The sequence below is a fragment of the Streptomyces sp. NPDC051822 genome (assembly GCF_044452745.1).
In the GTDB taxonomy this organism is placed as follows: domain Bacteria; phylum Actinomycetota; class Actinomycetes; order Streptomycetales; family Streptomycetaceae; genus Streptomyces.
In genome coordinates this window covers 127,204-141,733 of record NZ_JBITBZ010000013.1, presented here as the reverse complement: position 1 = coordinate 141,733, position 14,530 = coordinate 127,204, and the positions used below count along the sequence as shown (strand labels likewise).

The 14,530-nt window shown below is 73.6% G+C and carries 14 protein-coding genes; 2 read left to right on the top strand and 12 right to left on the bottom strand.

Annotated elements, in window-relative coordinates; translation table 11 throughout:
- Positions 1–65: 65 nt before the first annotated feature.
- From ACIA8N_RS31665 to ACIA8N_RS31650, 4 genes are all read right to left on the bottom strand, one after another.
- Positions 66–776 carry a small secreted protein gene (locus ACIA8N_RS31665; protein ID WP_365781957.1) on the bottom strand — a complete coding sequence of 237 codons (711 nt, stop codon included), beginning with the start codon at positions 774–776 and terminating at the stop codon, positions 66–68.
- A gap of 161 nt (positions 777–937) precedes the next feature.
- The gene (locus tag ACIA8N_RS31660; RefSeq protein ID WP_365781955.1) at positions 938–3,247 is read right to left on the bottom strand and encodes a sodium-translocating pyrophosphatase; all 2,310 of its coding nucleotides are present in this window, start codon (positions 3,245–3,247) and stop codon (positions 938–940) included.
- A gap of 234 nt (positions 3,248–3,481) precedes the next feature.
- Positions 3,482–3,940 (bottom strand): ATP-binding protein, encoded by a 459-nt coding sequence (locus tag ACIA8N_RS31655; RefSeq protein ID WP_365781953.1) that lies wholly within the window; start codon positions 3,938–3,940, stop codon positions 3,482–3,484.
- A gap of 15 nt (positions 3,941–3,955) precedes the next feature.
- Positions 3,956–4,309: an STAS domain-containing protein gene (locus ACIA8N_RS31650; protein WP_015034520.1), complete on the bottom strand. Its 354-nt coding sequence runs from the start codon at positions 4,307–4,309 to the stop codon at positions 3,956–3,958.
- Positions 4,310–4,389: 80 nt separating this feature from the next.
- On the opposite strand from ACIA8N_RS31650, the gene ACIA8N_RS31645 reads away from it, so the two are divergent.
- Positions 4,390–6,921: a DEAD/DEAH box helicase gene (locus tag ACIA8N_RS31645; protein WP_365781951.1), complete on the top strand. Its 2,532-nt coding sequence runs from the start codon at positions 4,390–4,392 to the stop codon at positions 6,919–6,921.
- On the opposite strand, the gene ACIA8N_RS31640 is transcribed toward ACIA8N_RS31645, so the two are convergent.
- The 7 genes from ACIA8N_RS31640 to ssd form a co-directional block, all read right to left on the bottom strand.
- Positions 6,809–7,159 carry an Rv3654c family TadE-like protein gene (locus ACIA8N_RS31640; protein WP_399416850.1) on the bottom strand — a complete coding sequence of 117 codons (351 nt, stop codon included), beginning with the start codon at positions 7,157–7,159 and terminating at the stop codon, positions 6,809–6,811. The two genes, ACIA8N_RS31645 and ACIA8N_RS31640, sit on opposite strands and share 113 nt — an antisense overlap.
- An 89-nt stretch (positions 7,160–7,248) precedes the next feature.
- Positions 7,249–7,635 carry a TadE family type IV pilus minor pilin gene (locus ACIA8N_RS31635; RefSeq protein ID WP_365781949.1) on the bottom strand — a complete coding sequence of 129 codons (387 nt, stop codon included), beginning with the start codon at positions 7,633–7,635 and terminating at the stop codon, positions 7,249–7,251.
- Positions 7,622–7,759: a DUF4244 domain-containing protein gene (locus tag ACIA8N_RS31630; RefSeq protein WP_245685074.1), complete on the bottom strand. Its 138-nt coding sequence runs from the start codon at positions 7,757–7,759 to the stop codon at positions 7,622–7,624. The genes ACIA8N_RS31635 and ACIA8N_RS31630 overlap by 14 nt, the downstream gene beginning before the upstream one ends.
- Before the next feature lie 197 nt (positions 7,760–7,956).
- The gene (locus tag ACIA8N_RS31625) at positions 7,957–8,748 is read right to left on the bottom strand and encodes a type II secretion system F family protein (RefSeq protein WP_365782035.1); all 792 of its coding nucleotides are present in this window, start codon (positions 8,746–8,748) and stop codon (positions 7,957–7,959) included.
- Positions 8,748–9,644 (bottom strand): type II secretion system F family protein, encoded by an 897-nt coding sequence (locus ACIA8N_RS31620; protein WP_399416846.1) that lies wholly within the window; start codon positions 9,642–9,644, stop codon positions 8,748–8,750. Before ACIA8N_RS31620 ends, ACIA8N_RS31625 begins: the two co-directional genes overlap by 1 nt.
- Positions 9,638–10,816, bottom strand: coding sequence for a TadA family conjugal transfer-associated ATPase (locus ACIA8N_RS31615; protein WP_365781947.1), 1,179 nt, complete (start codon positions 10,814–10,816; stop codon positions 9,638–9,640). Before ACIA8N_RS31615 ends, ACIA8N_RS31620 begins: the two co-directional genes overlap by 7 nt.
- The gene (gene ssd, locus ACIA8N_RS31610) at positions 10,813–11,979 is read right to left on the bottom strand and encodes a septum site-determining protein Ssd (RefSeq protein ID WP_365781945.1); all 1,167 of its coding nucleotides are present in this window, start codon (positions 11,977–11,979) and stop codon (positions 10,813–10,815) included. The genes ACIA8N_RS31615 and ssd overlap by 4 nt, the downstream gene beginning before the upstream one ends.
- A 450-nt stretch (positions 11,980–12,429) precedes the next feature.
- On the opposite strand from ssd, the gene ACIA8N_RS31605 reads away from it, so the two are divergent.
- A complete protein-coding gene (locus ACIA8N_RS31605; RefSeq protein ID WP_365781943.1) occupies positions 12,430–13,296 on the top strand; it encodes an HAD-IB family hydrolase in 867 nt (288 codons plus the stop codon).
- A 291-nt stretch (positions 13,297–13,587) separates the two neighbouring features.
- Here ACIA8N_RS31605 and ACIA8N_RS31600 read toward each other — a convergent pair whose 3' ends face one another.
- A complete protein-coding gene (locus ACIA8N_RS31600) occupies positions 13,588–14,436 on the bottom strand; it encodes an oxidoreductase (protein ID WP_365781941.1) in 849 nt (282 codons plus the stop codon).
- Positions 14,437–14,530 lie beyond the last annotated feature (94 nt).

Here is a 14,530-nt window from a genome sequence, read left to right as displayed (position 1 = left end):
CGCCGCCACCGACATCCGGGCGCCCGACCCGGCCACGGCGGGCGACGGTCCGGGAAAGCCGGGGCCTACTCCTCGGTCTTCGTGCCCGAGGTCTTCGCGCTCGGCTTCGTGCTCGGCTTCGTGGAGGCCTTGCCCGTGGGCTCCGCGTCCGATCCCTTGTCCGAGTCCGAGTCCGCCGAGGAGGTGGAGCCGGGCTGCGGCGAGGCGGAGCCGGAGGTCTTCGGCGGGACCGAGGCGGTGGGCTTCTGGCAGCCGGGCTGCTTCGCCATCGCCTGGCCCAGTTCACCCTCCTCCAGCTTGGACAGGGCGTCCTGGTCCATCTTCTCGATCTTGGTCAGGCCGTCGGCGACGCTCTGGAGGCCGTCCGCGAACTTCTGCTGGTTCGTCGGGTCCAGCGCGTCGACCTGCTTCTTGAGCCCCTCGTACGCCACCGCGGTGGCGTTGAGCTCCCTGATCGCGTCCTGCTGGATCTTCTGGCCGTTCTCGACGGGCGGGACCCCGGCGCTCTCGACGGCCTTGGCGAGCGCACGGTCGGCGTTGGCGATGTCCTGGAACGCCTTCGAGTCGGCGGCCTGGATCTCGGCGGGCTTGCTGTCGGCGGCCGTCGAGATGATGATCTGGTGGGCGTCGGCCCGCTTCTGGATCTGGGGCTTCGCCTGGTCGCAGAACGTCTTCGCCCAGTCACCCACCTTGTCGCCCTCGTCTTCGCTGCAACCGGACAGCGCGAGTACGAGCACCGCGCCGCCGGACAGTACGGCCGCAAGCTTCTTGTTCACCGGTTCGGTCCCTTCCAAGGCTCTCGGCCCCGGAACATACACGCCGAACGGGCTACTTCCACCTTTCGTACGACTGATTCGACCCGGATTGCAGCCTTTTGAACCAAGGGAGAGACGTCACATCAGCCCCGTAAACATCCGGGAATGAGACGGACGACACGTCAGGACACGGTCACCGAGCGCCTCTTGGAGACGCGTACGGCTCCGATGACGACGAAGAGCGCGATCCCCGCGACCGCCGCCCGCAGTCCGGCGCTGGCATCGCCGCCGTAGCCGAACCGTACGACCGCCGGGGCGATGAGCAGCGCCACCAGGTTCATCACCTTCAGGAGCGGGTTGATCGCCGGGCCGGCCGTGTCCTTGAACGGGTCGCCGACCGTGTCCCCGATGACGGTCGCCTCATGCGCCTCGCTGCCCTTGCCGCCGTGGTTGCCGTCCTCGACCAGCTTCTTCGCGTTGTCCCAGGCGCCACCGGAGTTGGCGAGGAAGACCGCCATCAGCGCGCCCGTACCGATCGCCCCCGCCAGGTACGCGCCGAGCGGGCCGACCCCCAACGCGAAGCCGACCGCGATCGGGGCCATCACGGCGAGCAGCCCGGGCGTGGCGAGTTCGCGCAGCGCGTCCTTGGTGCAGATGTCGACGACCCGTCCGTACTCCGGTTTCTCGGTGTAGTTCATGATCCCGGGGTGCTCGCGGAACTGCCGCCGCACCTCGTACACCACCGATCCCGCCGAGCGGGACACCGCGTTGATCGCGAGCCCCGAGAAGAGGAAGACGACCGCCGCGCCGAGGATCAGACCGAAGAGGTTGTTGGGCTGCGAGATGTCCATCGAGAGCGTCACCGCGTCCGCCCTCGCGCCGACCTCCGCGACCGAGGTCGCGATGGCGTCCCGGTACGAGCCGAAGAGCGCCGCGGCCGCCAGGACGGCGGTGGCGATGGCGATGCCCTTGGTGATCGCCTTGGTCGTGTTGCCGACGGCGTCCAGGTCGGTGAGGACCTGGGCCCCGGCGCCCTGGACGTCCCCCGACATCTCCGCGATGCCCTGGGCGTTGTCGGCGACCGGGCCGAAGGTGTCCATGGCGACGATCACCCCGACGGTGGTCAGCAGCCCCGTTCCGGCGAGCGCCACCGCGAACAGCGCCAGCATGATCGAGGAGCCGCCGAGCAGGAACGCCCCGTACACGGTGAGGCCGATCAGGAGGGCCGTGTAGACGGCGGACTCCATGCCGAGGGCCACGCCCGCGAGGACGACGGTCGCGGGGCCGGTGAGCGAGGACTTTCCGATGTCCCTGACCGGCCGCCGGCTCGTCTCCGTGAAGTAGCCGGTGAGCTGCTGGATCAGGGCGGCGAGGACGATGCCGAGGGCGACGGCGACCAGCGCGAGGACGCGGGGATCGCCGGCGTGGTCCCGGATGCCCGGCTCGGTGACGCCCTGCAGTTCGGCGTACGAGGACGGGAGGTACACGAAGGCGGCGACGGCGACGCCGGCGAGCGAGATCACCGCCGAGACCAGGAACCCGCGGTTGATCGCGGTCATCCCGCCCCGGTCGGCTCGCCGCGGGGAGACCGCGAAGATACCGATCACCGCGGTGACCACGCCGATCGCCGGCACGATCAGCGGGAACGCGAGGCCGTGGTCGCCGAAGGCCGCCTTGCCGAGGATGAGCGCGGCGACCAGGGTCACGGCGTACGACTCGAAGAGGTCGGCCGCCATGCCCGCGCAGTCGCCGACGTTGTCGCCCACGTTGTCGGCGATGGTGGCCGCGTTGCGCGGGTCGTCCTCCGGGATGCCCTGCTCGACCTTGCCGACCAGGTCGGCGCCGACGTCGGCGGCCTTGGTGAAGATCCCGCCACCCACCCTCATGAACATGGCGATGAGCGCGGCACCGAGCCCGAATCCCTCCAGGACCTTGGGCGCGTCGGCGGCGTAGACGAGGACGACACAGGCCGCCCCGAGCAGCCCGAGGCCCACCGTGCACATGCCGACGACCCCGCCGGTGCGGAACGCGATCCGCATGGCCCGGTGGGCGACCTCGGTCAGGCTCTTCGCCGGCTCGCCCTCCGCCGGCGTGGCCTCCCTGGCCGCCGCGGCGACCCGCACGTTGGCCCGTACGGCGAGCCGCATGCCGATGTAGCCGGTGACCGCCGAGAAGAGCGCCCCGACCAGGAAGAACAGGGAACGTCCGGCGCGCTGCGACCAGTTGTCGGCGGGCAGCAGCATCAGCAGGAAGAACACGGCGGCCGCGAAGACGGCGAGGGTCCGCAGCTGCCGCGCGAGGTAGGCGTTGGCCCCCTCCTGCACGGCCGCGGCGATCTCCCTCATCTTCTCGGTGCCCTCACCGGCGGCGAGCACCTGTCGGGCGAGGAGCCGGGCGACGACCAGCGCGGCGAGGGCGATGGCGCCGACGACGATCACGATCGTCCGGTTCCCGCTCGTGAGCACCGCCGCGGCGAGAGAAGTGGGGTACATGGGGACGGATCATAGGGAGACACACCGGGACATACGGGGATGCCGTAGGCCCACCCGCGCGGATGCACCAATCACCACGCCGCACGGCCCCGGTCGCCGCACGGCCCCGGTCGCCGCACGGCCCGGGGCGCCGGACTGCCAGGGGCCGCACGGCCAGGGAAAGCCGGACGGCCGGGGAAAAGGGAGAGGCCCCGCGATGCGGGGCCTCTCCCTCTACAGGTACACGCCTACGGGTCAGGACAGAACGTCCGCCGAACTCACCGGCCAGCTCATCCGGATCGTGCCGCCGAACTCACCGGCACTCACCTCGACGTCGTCGACGAGCCCGCGGATCACCGCGAGGCCCATCTCGTCCTCACCGTCGGCGTCGTCGAAGTCCTCGGCCGGAGCCGCGGACCGCGCGCCGGGGACACCGGCGGCGTCGGCCGCCGCCACCCCCGCGCCCGGCACCTCGTCGCCGACCGCGATGGAGAAGATCTTCTCCTCCTCGGTCAGCACGACCCTGATGGGGGTCGCGACGCCGTTGCTGCGATGCAGCCCGACCGCACGGGAACAGGCCTCACCCACGGCGAGACGCACCTCGTCGAGGACCGCCTCGTCCACGCCGGCCCGGCGCGCCACCGCGGCCGCCACCAGGCGGGCCGTACGGACGTGCTCGGGCTGAGCGCTGAAGCGGAGTTCAACGGTGGCCATACGAACCCCCTGGGCTCAGTCGACGGCGTTGACGGCCTCGTCGACCGAGGTGTGGATCGGGAACACCTTGGTGAGACCCGTGATCCGGAAAATCTTGAGAATGCGCTCCTGGTTGCAGACCAGACGCAGCGAGCCTTCATGCGCGCGGACGCGCTTCAGGCCACCGACGAGCACACCGAGGCCCGTGGAGTCCAGGAAGTCCACGCCCTCCATGTCGACAACCAGGTGGTAGCTGCCGTCGTTCACCAACTCGACCAACTGCTCGCGCAGCTTGGGCGCGGTATACACATCAATCTCGCCACCGACCTCGACGACCGTACGGTCACCACCAGCGCCGGACACATTGCGAGTCGACAGGGACAGGTCCACGGATCCTCCAGCACCTTGCTATCGAACGATCGTCCCCCGGGGTCTCCCGGACGGAGTCAGGGAACTGATCGTCAGCCGCGATGGCATTCAATCACTTACCAGCAGCCATGCACGACGCCTTGGAAGCATTGTCCGTCATGGCAGTGACACACTCGGTGCCGATGGCCAAGAATCAGCGCCCCCGTCGTCCCGCCGGAGACATGGGCAACCGACCCTCCCCCGGCATGGTCCTCGACCGGCTCTCCTCGGGCGAGAGCCGGGCCGCGCGCATCACTCATACGGAGCACATGCCCGCCCGGGAGGGTCGTCATGCCGTCTGGCCGCATCGCATCCGCCCGGAGGTGATCGCGGCGATCGAGGCGGCCGGGATCGAGCACCCCTGGGCCCACCAGGCGCAGGCCGCAGAGCACGCCCTCGACGGCGAATCCGTCGTGATCTCCACCGGAACCGCCTCGGGCAAGTCGCTCGCCTACCTCGCCCCGGTCCTCAGCACCCTCCTGGACGGCTCCGAGGCCGCGAACGGGCGCGGCACCACCGCCCTGTACCTCGCGCCCACCAAGGCCCTCGCCGCCGACCAGCGGCGCGCCGTACGGGAGCTGGCCGCCCCGCTCGGCAACCGGATCCGCCCCGCCGTCTACGACGGCGACACCCCGGTCGAGGAACGCGAGTGGGTCCGCCAGTACGCGAACTACGTCCTCACCAACCCCGACATGCTGCACCGGGGCATCCTCCCGTCCCACCCCAGGTGGTCCTCCTTCCTGCGCTCCCTGCGCTACGTCGTGATCGACGAGTGCCACACCTACCGGGGCGTCTTCGGCTCCCACGTCGCCCAGGTGCTGCGGCGACTGCGCCGGATCTGCGCCCGGTACGGCTCCGAGCCGGTCTTCCTCCTCGCCTCCGCCACCTCGGCCGACCCCGCCGTGGCAGCCGGCCGCCTCACGGGCCTCCAGGTCACCGAGATCTCCGACGACGCCTCCCCTCGCGGCGAACTGGTGTTCGCGCTGTGGGAGCCGCCGCTGACCGAACTGCACGGCGAGCGCGGCGCGCCCGTGCGCCGCACCGCCACGGCCGAGACGGCGGACCTGCTGACGGACCTGACCCGCCAGGGCGTCCGCTCGGTCGCCTTCGTCCGCTCCCGGCGCGGCGCGGAGCTGATCTCGGTGATCGCCCAGGAACGGCTCGCCGAGACCGACCGGTCCCTCGCCCGGCGTGTCGCCGCCTACCGGGGCGGCTATCTGCCCGAGGAGCGCCGCGCCCTGGAGCGGGCCCTGCACTCCGGCGAGCTCCTCGGCCTGGCCGCCACGACCGCCCTGGAGCTGGGCGTGGACGTCTCGGGCCTGGACGCGGTCCTGATCGCCGGCTACCCGGGCACCCGGGCGTCGCTGTGGCAGCAGGCGGGCCGCGCCGGCCGCTCGGGCGAGGGCGCCCTCGCGATTCTCATCGCCCGCGACGACCCGCTGGACACCTTCCTCGTCCACCATCCGGAGGCGATCTTCGACCAGCCGGTCGAATCGACCGTCCTGGACCCCGACAACCCCTACGTGCTCGCCCCCCATCTGTGCGCCGCCGCCGCGGAGCTCCCGCTCACCGAACCGGACGTGGCCCTCTTCGGCCCGGCCGTCCCCGACCTGCTGCCCCAACTGGAGGGCGCCGGTCTGCTGCGCCGCCGCTCCACCGGCTGGTACTGGACCCGCCGCGAGCGGGCCGCCGACCTCACCGACATCCGGGGCGGCGGCGGCAGCCCCGTCCGGATCGTCGAGGCCGGCACGGGCCGCCTCCTCGGCACCGTCGACGAGGCCGCCTCCCACACCGCCGTCCACGAGGGCGCCGTCCACCTCCACCAGGGCCGCACCTACCTGGTGCGGGAGCTGGACCTCAAGGACTCCGTGGCCCTCGTGGAGGGGGCCGTCCCGCCGTACTCCACCACCGCCCGCGACACCACCTCGATCGCCGTACTCGACACCGACACCGAGATCCCGTGGGGAGCCGGCCGCCTCTGCTACGGCTCCGTCGAGGTCACCAACCAGGTGGTCTCCTTCCTGCGCCGCCGGCTGATCACGGGCGAGGTCCTCGGCGAGACCAAGCTCGACCTCCCGCCCCGCACCCTGCGCACCCGGGCGGTGTGGTGGACGGTCACCGAGGACCAGCTCGACGCCGCCCGGATCACCCCGGAGATCCTCGGAGGCGCCCTGCACGCCGCCGAGCACGCCTCCATCGGCATGCTGCCGCTGTTCGCGACCTGCGACCGCTGGGACATCGGCGGCGTCTCCGTGCCGCTCCACCCCGACACCCTGCTGCCCACCGTCTTCGTGTACGACGGCCATCCGGGCGGCGCGGGATTCGCCGAGCGCGCCTTCCACACGGCCCGCGCCTGGCTGACCGCCACCCGGGAGGCCATCGCCTCCTGCGAGTGCGAGGCGGGCTGCCCCTCGTGCATCCAGTCCCCGAAGTGCGGCAACGGCAACGATCCGCTCCACAAGAGGGGCGCCGTCCGCCTCCTCACGGAGATCCTCCGGGAGGCCCCGGAGCCCTCGGCGCCCCCGGAAGGCCGGGAGGCTCCCGCTGGCCCGGCCGCTGCCCCGGAGGGCCCCCAGGGCCCGCCCGCGACCTGACCTCGGGCCGGTAGCGGCCGTGCGCCGCCCGGGCGGTCACCTCCGCGCGCTCGCCCCGCACCGCGCACCGCACCAGCTCGGTACTCTGCGCGGCGGCCACCCGCGCGGCGACGGCGCACGCCTCGGCCTCGCCCCACAGCGCCCGGTCCGCGGCGGCCAGGGCCGCCATGTCGGCGGCCCCGCCGGCCCGGTGCCGGGCCGCCACCGCCTGTCCGAGCATGAGCACCGCCCCGAACACCACGCACAGCGCACAGGCCGCGAACGCCGCCCACACGGTCGCCGCACCCCGGTCGGACCCGCGGCCGCCCCGCCCCGGAGCCGAGCCGGTCACGGCGCGCCTCCGGACTCGGGACCCCCGGCCGTCCCGCCGTCGGCCACCGTGTCCTCCGCCAGGGCCGCCGCGTCCGCACGCAGCGTGACCCCCATGCCGCGGGGGCCGGGCGCCCTGGCCTCCACCGTCACCCGCCACAGCTCTCCCGCCCGCGTCACCGACACCCGGGCCCCCTCGGGCGCGGCGGACCGCGCGGCCGACTCGGCGGAGGACACCGGCTCGGAGCGGGCCGCGGCCCGCGCTCCGGCCCGTGCCGCGTCCACGCACCGGATCTGCGCGGCGGCCGCCGCCAGCGCCCAGAGCAGCGCCACCGTGAACAGGGCGAGGACGGGCAGCACCATCGCCGCCTCCACGGTCACGAAGCCCCGGTCAGAACGACGCATCGAGAGCCTTTCCGATCACCGACTCCAGCGCCCCCGAGACCGCGCCGCTCGTCACGATCTTGTACAGCACCGCGGCGAACGCCGCCGCGGCGATCGTCCCCACCGCGTACTCGGACGTGGTCATCCCCGCGTCCCGGCGCGCCGCCGCCTTCCGCCGCGTCCACCATCCACACACCGGTGCCGCCGCCTTGCCTGCCGTACCTGCCATGCCTTCCATGCCTTCCATGCCTGCCATGCCGTTCTCCTCGTTCCGTCGTCGCCTGTCGCGTTTCGTCATGTCTCGTCCGGCTGTGTTCGGCCATGCCCGGCCGTGTCCGCCGTTCATCCGTCCAGGAGTCCGGTCGCGAGGCCGATCACCACGGGGGCCACCCCCACCGCCAGGAAGGCGGGCAGGAAGCAGAGCCCCACGGGCGCGCTGATCAGGACCTGCGCCCGGCGCGCCCTGGCCTCCGCCGTACGGGCGCGGGCCGACCGCAGCGCCGCCGCGTGCCGGGCGACGGCCTCCGCCGCCGGCGCACCCGAGGAACCGGCCCGCTCCATGCAGCGGGCCAGCCCTCCGGCGCCCGGTATCGCGCCGAACCTCCGCCACACCTCGGCCGGTTCGCCGCCGAGCCGGAGTTCGGCCGCAGTACGGGTCAGACGCTCACCCAACGGCCCGCCGAGGGAACGACCGACGGCCTCCGCCGCCTCCCCCGGTCCGGCTCCGGCCGAGGCGCAGGCGGCCAACAGATCCGCTGCCAGCGGGAGATGGCGCGCCGCCTCCTCGTCGTCGTCGACCACCGAGGACGCGGAACCTCCGGCCTCGCTTCGCCTCACCCCGGCTGCCACCAGCACCCCGGCGAGCAGGCCGCCGAACCCGCCGAACAGCGCCCAGCCGAGGCCGACCCCCGCCAGTGGCGCCAGCCAGTGCCCCGCCCACCGGGGCAGCCCGGCAAGGGACTTCACGGCTCGTGGAGCCGGGGCCTGTGCCGGTGCCGGTGCCGGTGCCTGGAACAGGCTCCTCACCCGCCGCCGCATTCCACGCGCCCGCCGGCCGTTCACCACCTCCCGGGCGGCCTGCGCGCAACAGACCAGCGCCAGGACCACGAATACCCCCACTTGAAAGGCCGCGATCACGCCCGCTCCCCTCCTCGTACGATCCGTGCGGACCACCACAGTCCGGCCGCCTCCAGCGCTCCTCCCACGGCCAGACAGCCCAGGCCCGCCGGTGTGTGCAGCAGCACCCACAGCGGGTCGGCGCCCAGAGCCGCGCCGAGGGCGACACCCGCCACCGGGAGCAGCGCGAGAACCGCCACCGTCGCCCAGGCTCCGGCCAGTTCGACCCGCAGCCGCTCCCGCCGCTCGTGGTGCTCCCGCAGGGCCGCTTCCAGCCGGTCGAGCCCGGCGGCCAGGCCCGCGCCCCCGTCCACGGCCACCTGCCAGCAGGCCGCCATGCCCGCGAGCCCGTCGGCGCCGTCCTGGCCCGCCGCCCTCCGCAGCGCGTCCGGCACGTCCCCGCCGAACCGGGCCGCCGCCAGCACCGCCGCCTCCTCATGGCCCAGCGCTCCCGTCTCCCGGGCCGCGAAGGACAGTGCCTGGGCGGGCTGCCACCCGGCTCTCAACTCCCCCACGACCGCCCCGCACAAGGCCACCACCCGCTCACCCCTCGCCTCCCGTACCCTCCGGCGCTCGACCGCCCTCAGCCGCCGCGCCACCATCGGCACCGCGACCGCCCCCGCCACCAGCGGCAGTGGCGACGCACCGAGCACCGCGACGAGCCCCGCCACCGGCAGACACAGCCACGCGCGCCGTCCGCGCACCACGGCCCACCACCGCGCGCCCACGGCCGGCCACCGGCCACCACGGGCTCCTTGAGCACCGGGGCCGCCGGACCCGCCGCGTACGAGCACCGCCCGCGCCCTGTTCACCCCTCGGCGCCGCTCGGCCGCCCACCACAGCGCGAGGCCCGCGCAGAGCGCCGCCGCGCCGTGGGCCACGGCCTGGACCGGCACCGGTTGCGTCGTCACCACGAGCCCGCTCCGATCAGCGAGCCCAGCCGCTCCCAGCCACGCTCCCGCTCGAAACCGGACGCGCCCCACCGCAGCGCAGGGACCGTCCGCACGAAACCGTCCCGGTCGCGCTCCAGGACGTGCACCTCGGCGATCCGCCGCCGCCCGCCCCGGTCCCGCGCCAGGTGCAGCACGACCGACAGACCGGCTGCCAACTGGCTGTGCAGGGCCGCCCGGTCGAGCCCCGCCGCCGTCCCCAGGGCCTCGAGTCGCGCCGGTACGTCCGCCGCGGTGTTGGCGTGGACAGTCCCGGAGCCGCCTTCATGACCTGTATTGAGGGCCGCGAGCAGGTCCACCGCCTCGGGGCCTCTGACCTCTCCGACCACCAGCCGGTCGGGCCTCATCCGTAGCGCCTGCCGGACGAGGTCCCGCAGGGTGACGAGACCGGCGCCCTCCTGGTTCGCGGGCCGTGCCTCAAGACGCACGACATGCGGGTGGTCCGGCCGCAGTTCCGCCGAGTCCTCGGCGAGGACGATCCGCTCCCGCTCCCCCACCAGGCCCAGCAGGGAGGCGAGCAGCGTGGTCTTCCCCGTCCCCGTGCCGCCGCTGACCAGGTACGACACCCGGGCGTCGATCAGGGCGCGCAGGATCGGGGCGCCGCCGGGCGGCACCGTGCCCGCCGCCGCGAGCTCCTCCAGGGTGAAGGCGCGTGGCCGCACCACCCGCAGCGACAGGCAGGTCGAGCCGACCGCCACCGGCGGCAGCACGGCGTGCATCCGGGTGCCGTCGGGCAGCCGCGCGTCGACCCAGGGCCGGGCGTCGTCGAGCCTGCGTCCGGCCACCGCCGCGAGACGCTGGGCGAGCCTGCGTACGGCGGCGGCGTCGGAGAAGGACACCGGGGCCCGTTCGAGACCGGCGCCCCGGTCCACCCACACCCGGTCGGGCGCCGAGACCAGGACGTCGGTGACGGCGGGGTCGGCGAGCAGCGGTTCCAGGGGGCCGGTGCCGATCAGTTCGCACCGCAACTCCTCGGCGGCGCCGAGCACTTCCGCGTCGCCGAGCAGCCTTCCCTGGGCCCGCAGCGCGGCCGCCACCCGTGCCGGGGTGGGGTCGGAGCCGCTGGCCGCGAGTCGCTGCCGTACGGCGTCGAGCAGCCCCGCGCCGCCGCCGGCGGCGCCTCCCGCCCCGGTCACGCCGCACCGCCTGAGACGAGGACCCGCGTCCAGAACGCGTCGCAGAACCGGCCGAGCGGCCCACGGGGCTCGGCGCCCGGTGGCACACCCGCGTCCTGGTCCTCCACGATCCCCGGGTCGTAGGGCAGTTCACCGGCCAGCGGCAGCCTCAGCGCGTCGGCGACCCATCGTTCGTCGAGTCCCGCCGCGTACGGGCCACGGACCACGGCGCGCAGGTCGCGCACGCCCACGGAGAGCGTCGAGGCGACCCGGTGGGCCGCCGCGACGGCCCTCAACTCGGCGGGGACGACAAGCAGTCCGACGTCGAGCTGCGCCTGCGCCTCCGCGGTCGCCTCGTCGGTTCCGCGCGGCAGGTCGACGACCACGACTCCGCCCCGGCGGCGAGCCGCGGCCAGCACGGACCGCACGGCCTCGGGCGGCACCGCGTCCGCGGGTTCCCTGCCCCAGCTGAGCACCCGGACTCCCCGCACGGACGGCAGGGACTCCTCCAGGGCGCCGCCGGCCAGGCGGCCCTTGGAGGCCGCGAAGTCGGGCCAGCGCCTGCCCTCCTCGCGCTCGCCGCCGAGCAGCACATCGAGTCCGCCGCCCAGCGGGTCGCCGTCGACGAGCAGGGTGCGCCGCCCGGTCCGCGCGGCGGCGAGCGCGAGCCCGCAGGCCAGGGTGGAGGCGCCGGCGCCCCCGCGCCCGCCGACGACGCCGACGGTCAGCGCCTGCCGGCCCACGCCTTCGGCCGCGTCGGCGATCCGGTCGACGAGGAGGGCCTCGGCGTCCGGCAGCCTGAGCACGCCCTCGGCGCCGATCTCGACGGCCAGTCGCCACACCGCCGGATCGTCGTGGTCACGGCCGACGAGAACGGTCCCGGGGCGGCGCACCGCTCCCCGGCAGCGGGCCGCGACGTCGTCGCCGACCAGGACGAGGGGCGGATCGGTCCAGCTCGCCCGCCGCTCCGGCACCCGGTGGTGCACCTCGGGCTCGACTCCGGCCGCGGCGCACAGCCGGAGGAGGTCGTCGAGCAGCCCCAGGTCCTCGGTGACGATCAGCGGCCCGGTGCGGCGCGGCTCGTCGGCCCCCGGCGCCTCCGGTCCCCCCTGCGCCCCCGGTCCGCCCGACACCGAAGCCGACACCGACGCCGCCCCGGTCCTGGATGGCCTGAACGTCTCCATGGCACACGCCCTCTCGTGATTCCCGCCGACCGCGAACTTCGCGACAGGAATCACCGTGGGGCCGAACCGGAAATCTTGGGGATCTCATCGAAAAACTGTGGATATCCGAAGCCCTGTGAATATCTTCGTCACCTCTCCGGGGGCTGCCCGGAACGCAGCCCGCCGGTTACCGTGAGTGATGAATCGAGGGTCGGGCTGAGCACGGGCCGCATCACGGCCGACGGCCGAAAGGAAGGGAGCAGACGATGTCTTACAGCGCCGAAACGGCTCCGGACATGCGACGACCCCCGCCGGGGGGGAGAGCGGGGGTCGTCTTTCCGGCCGACTCGGGGGGGGGAGGAGCCGGGCCGGGTTAGCACGGTCGCGAACGATCCGTGACTTCCATGGTGTACCCGAGAGCCTTCTCAGGCAAACCCACACGCCCCAGCGTACGCCGAATGGCCGCCACCTATGCTCAGCCTTGTGGAAAACCACTCCTTGCCGCGCACAGCCGCCTTCTTTGACCTGGACAAGACGGTCATTGCGAAGTCCTCGACGCTGACCTTCAGCAAGTCCTTCTACCGGGGCGGACTGATCAGCCGCCGCGCCGCCCTGCGGACGGCGTACATCCAGTTCGTCTTCCTGGCGGGCGGAGCCGATCACGATCAGATGGAGCGGATGCGCGAATATCTTTCCGCGCTCTGCAAAGGCTGGAACGTCGCCCAGGTGAAGGAGCTCGTCGCCGAGACCCTTCACGACCTGATCGACCCGATCATCTACGACGAGGCGGCCTCCCTCATCGAGGAGCACCACGCCGCGGGCCGCGACGTCGTGATCGTCTCGACCTCCGGCGCCGAGGTCGTCGAGCCGATCGGCGAGATGCTCGGGGCCGACCGGGTCGTCGCCACCCGGATGGTGGTCGGCGAGGACGGCTGCTTCACCGGGGAGGTGGAGTACTACGCCTACGGGCCGACGAAGGCCGAGGCGGTCCGCGATCTCGCGGAGTCGGAGGGCTACGACCTCTCGCGCTGCTACGCGTACAGCGATTCGGCGACGGACATCCCCATGCTGGAGGCCGTCGGGCACCCGTGCGCGGTCAATCCCGACCGGGCGCTGCGCCGGGAGGCCGTTGCGCGGGAATGGCCGGTTCTGGCCTTCGAGAAGCCGGTGCGGCTGAAGCAGCGGCTTCCCGCGTTCCGGATGCCTCCCCGCCCCACGCTCGTCGCGGCGGCGGCCGTCGGTGCGGCGGCCCTGGGCGCCGGACTGGTCTGGTACGCCTCGCGCCGGCGCCAGGCGGCGCGGGCCCCTCGCCCGGCCGAGGCCTTTGCCCGGATTTGATTGAGGAGCAAAGAAGCGGAGCCAGCACTTTCGCTTCCACTCGGACAGGAGTAGAAAGGAATCAGGCCCGCGAGACCGAGGACATCCGAGAGGATCACCTGTTGAGCATGAAGGCCCCACGGACCTAGCACAGAAACCAAGCACCCACGCGACGTCGACCCGTCGATTACGGGCCAGCCGCACCAGGCCAAGGGCAAAGCACCCCGGCCTGATGGGCACATATCGAGGACGCATGGTAACTGGGTGGACGTGCCAGCGGCGGTACCAGAACTGGTACCGCCGCAACCCATTTCAGGCCGCGCCGCGCTGAAGCGCCTCGCAGACGGCCGTCGACTCACGGACACCGAGTTCGACCGCGCGCCCGCAGTGCGCGATCCAGCCGCCGACGCCCTCCGGGGTCCCCGAGAGGTACCCCTCGAACGCCGCGAGGTACGCCGCCCGCCCCTGCTCCGCGTGGCCGACCTCCGCCGGGCACACCGCCTTGGGGTCGAGGCCGCTCCCGACCAGCGCGATCCGCTCCGCCGCCCGCGCGACAAGCCCGTTGTACGAGGTGAAGGGGCGCAGCGCGAGCAGCTCGCCGTGGACCACGGCGGCCGTCACGAGCGCCGGGGCCTCGCTGCCCGCGACGATCAGCCCCGCGAGCCCTTCGAGCCGTCCCGCGACCTCGTCGGGGGACGGCAGCGGGGCCGTGACGAGCGGTTCGTCGACCGTCTCGCCGTCCAGCCGCGGCCGCCCCACGGAGTCGCCGGGCACGCCCGCGCCGGCCGCGCCCGAGCCCGGGTCGCCCGCGGCGACCAGGTGGAGCCGGGCGAGCACCCGCAGCGGAGACTGGCGCCAGATGGAGAGCAGCTGCCCGGCCTCGGCGCCGAGCCGCAGGGCGGCCCCGACCGTGCGGGCCTCGGGATCCGCGCCGAAGTCGGTGCGCCGGCGGACCTCTTCCAGGGCCCAGTCGGCGCCGGAGAGGGCGGCCGAGCCGCGCGCGCCGCGCAGGGCCGCCTCGGAGGAGATCTCGTTGCTGCGGCGCCGCATCACACGGTGGCCGTAGACCCGGTCGACGGCCTTGCGTACGGAGTCCACCGCGTCGGCGACGCCCGGCAGGGAGCCGAGGGCGGCCAAGGGGTCAGAGGCGTGCGTACTCATAGGTAGGGAGGCTACGCGCCCCGGACCTCCGCCCCACGATGGAGTGGCCTTCTTCACGCACCTTGACCACAGGCCGCGTTCGTGCCGCTACCCT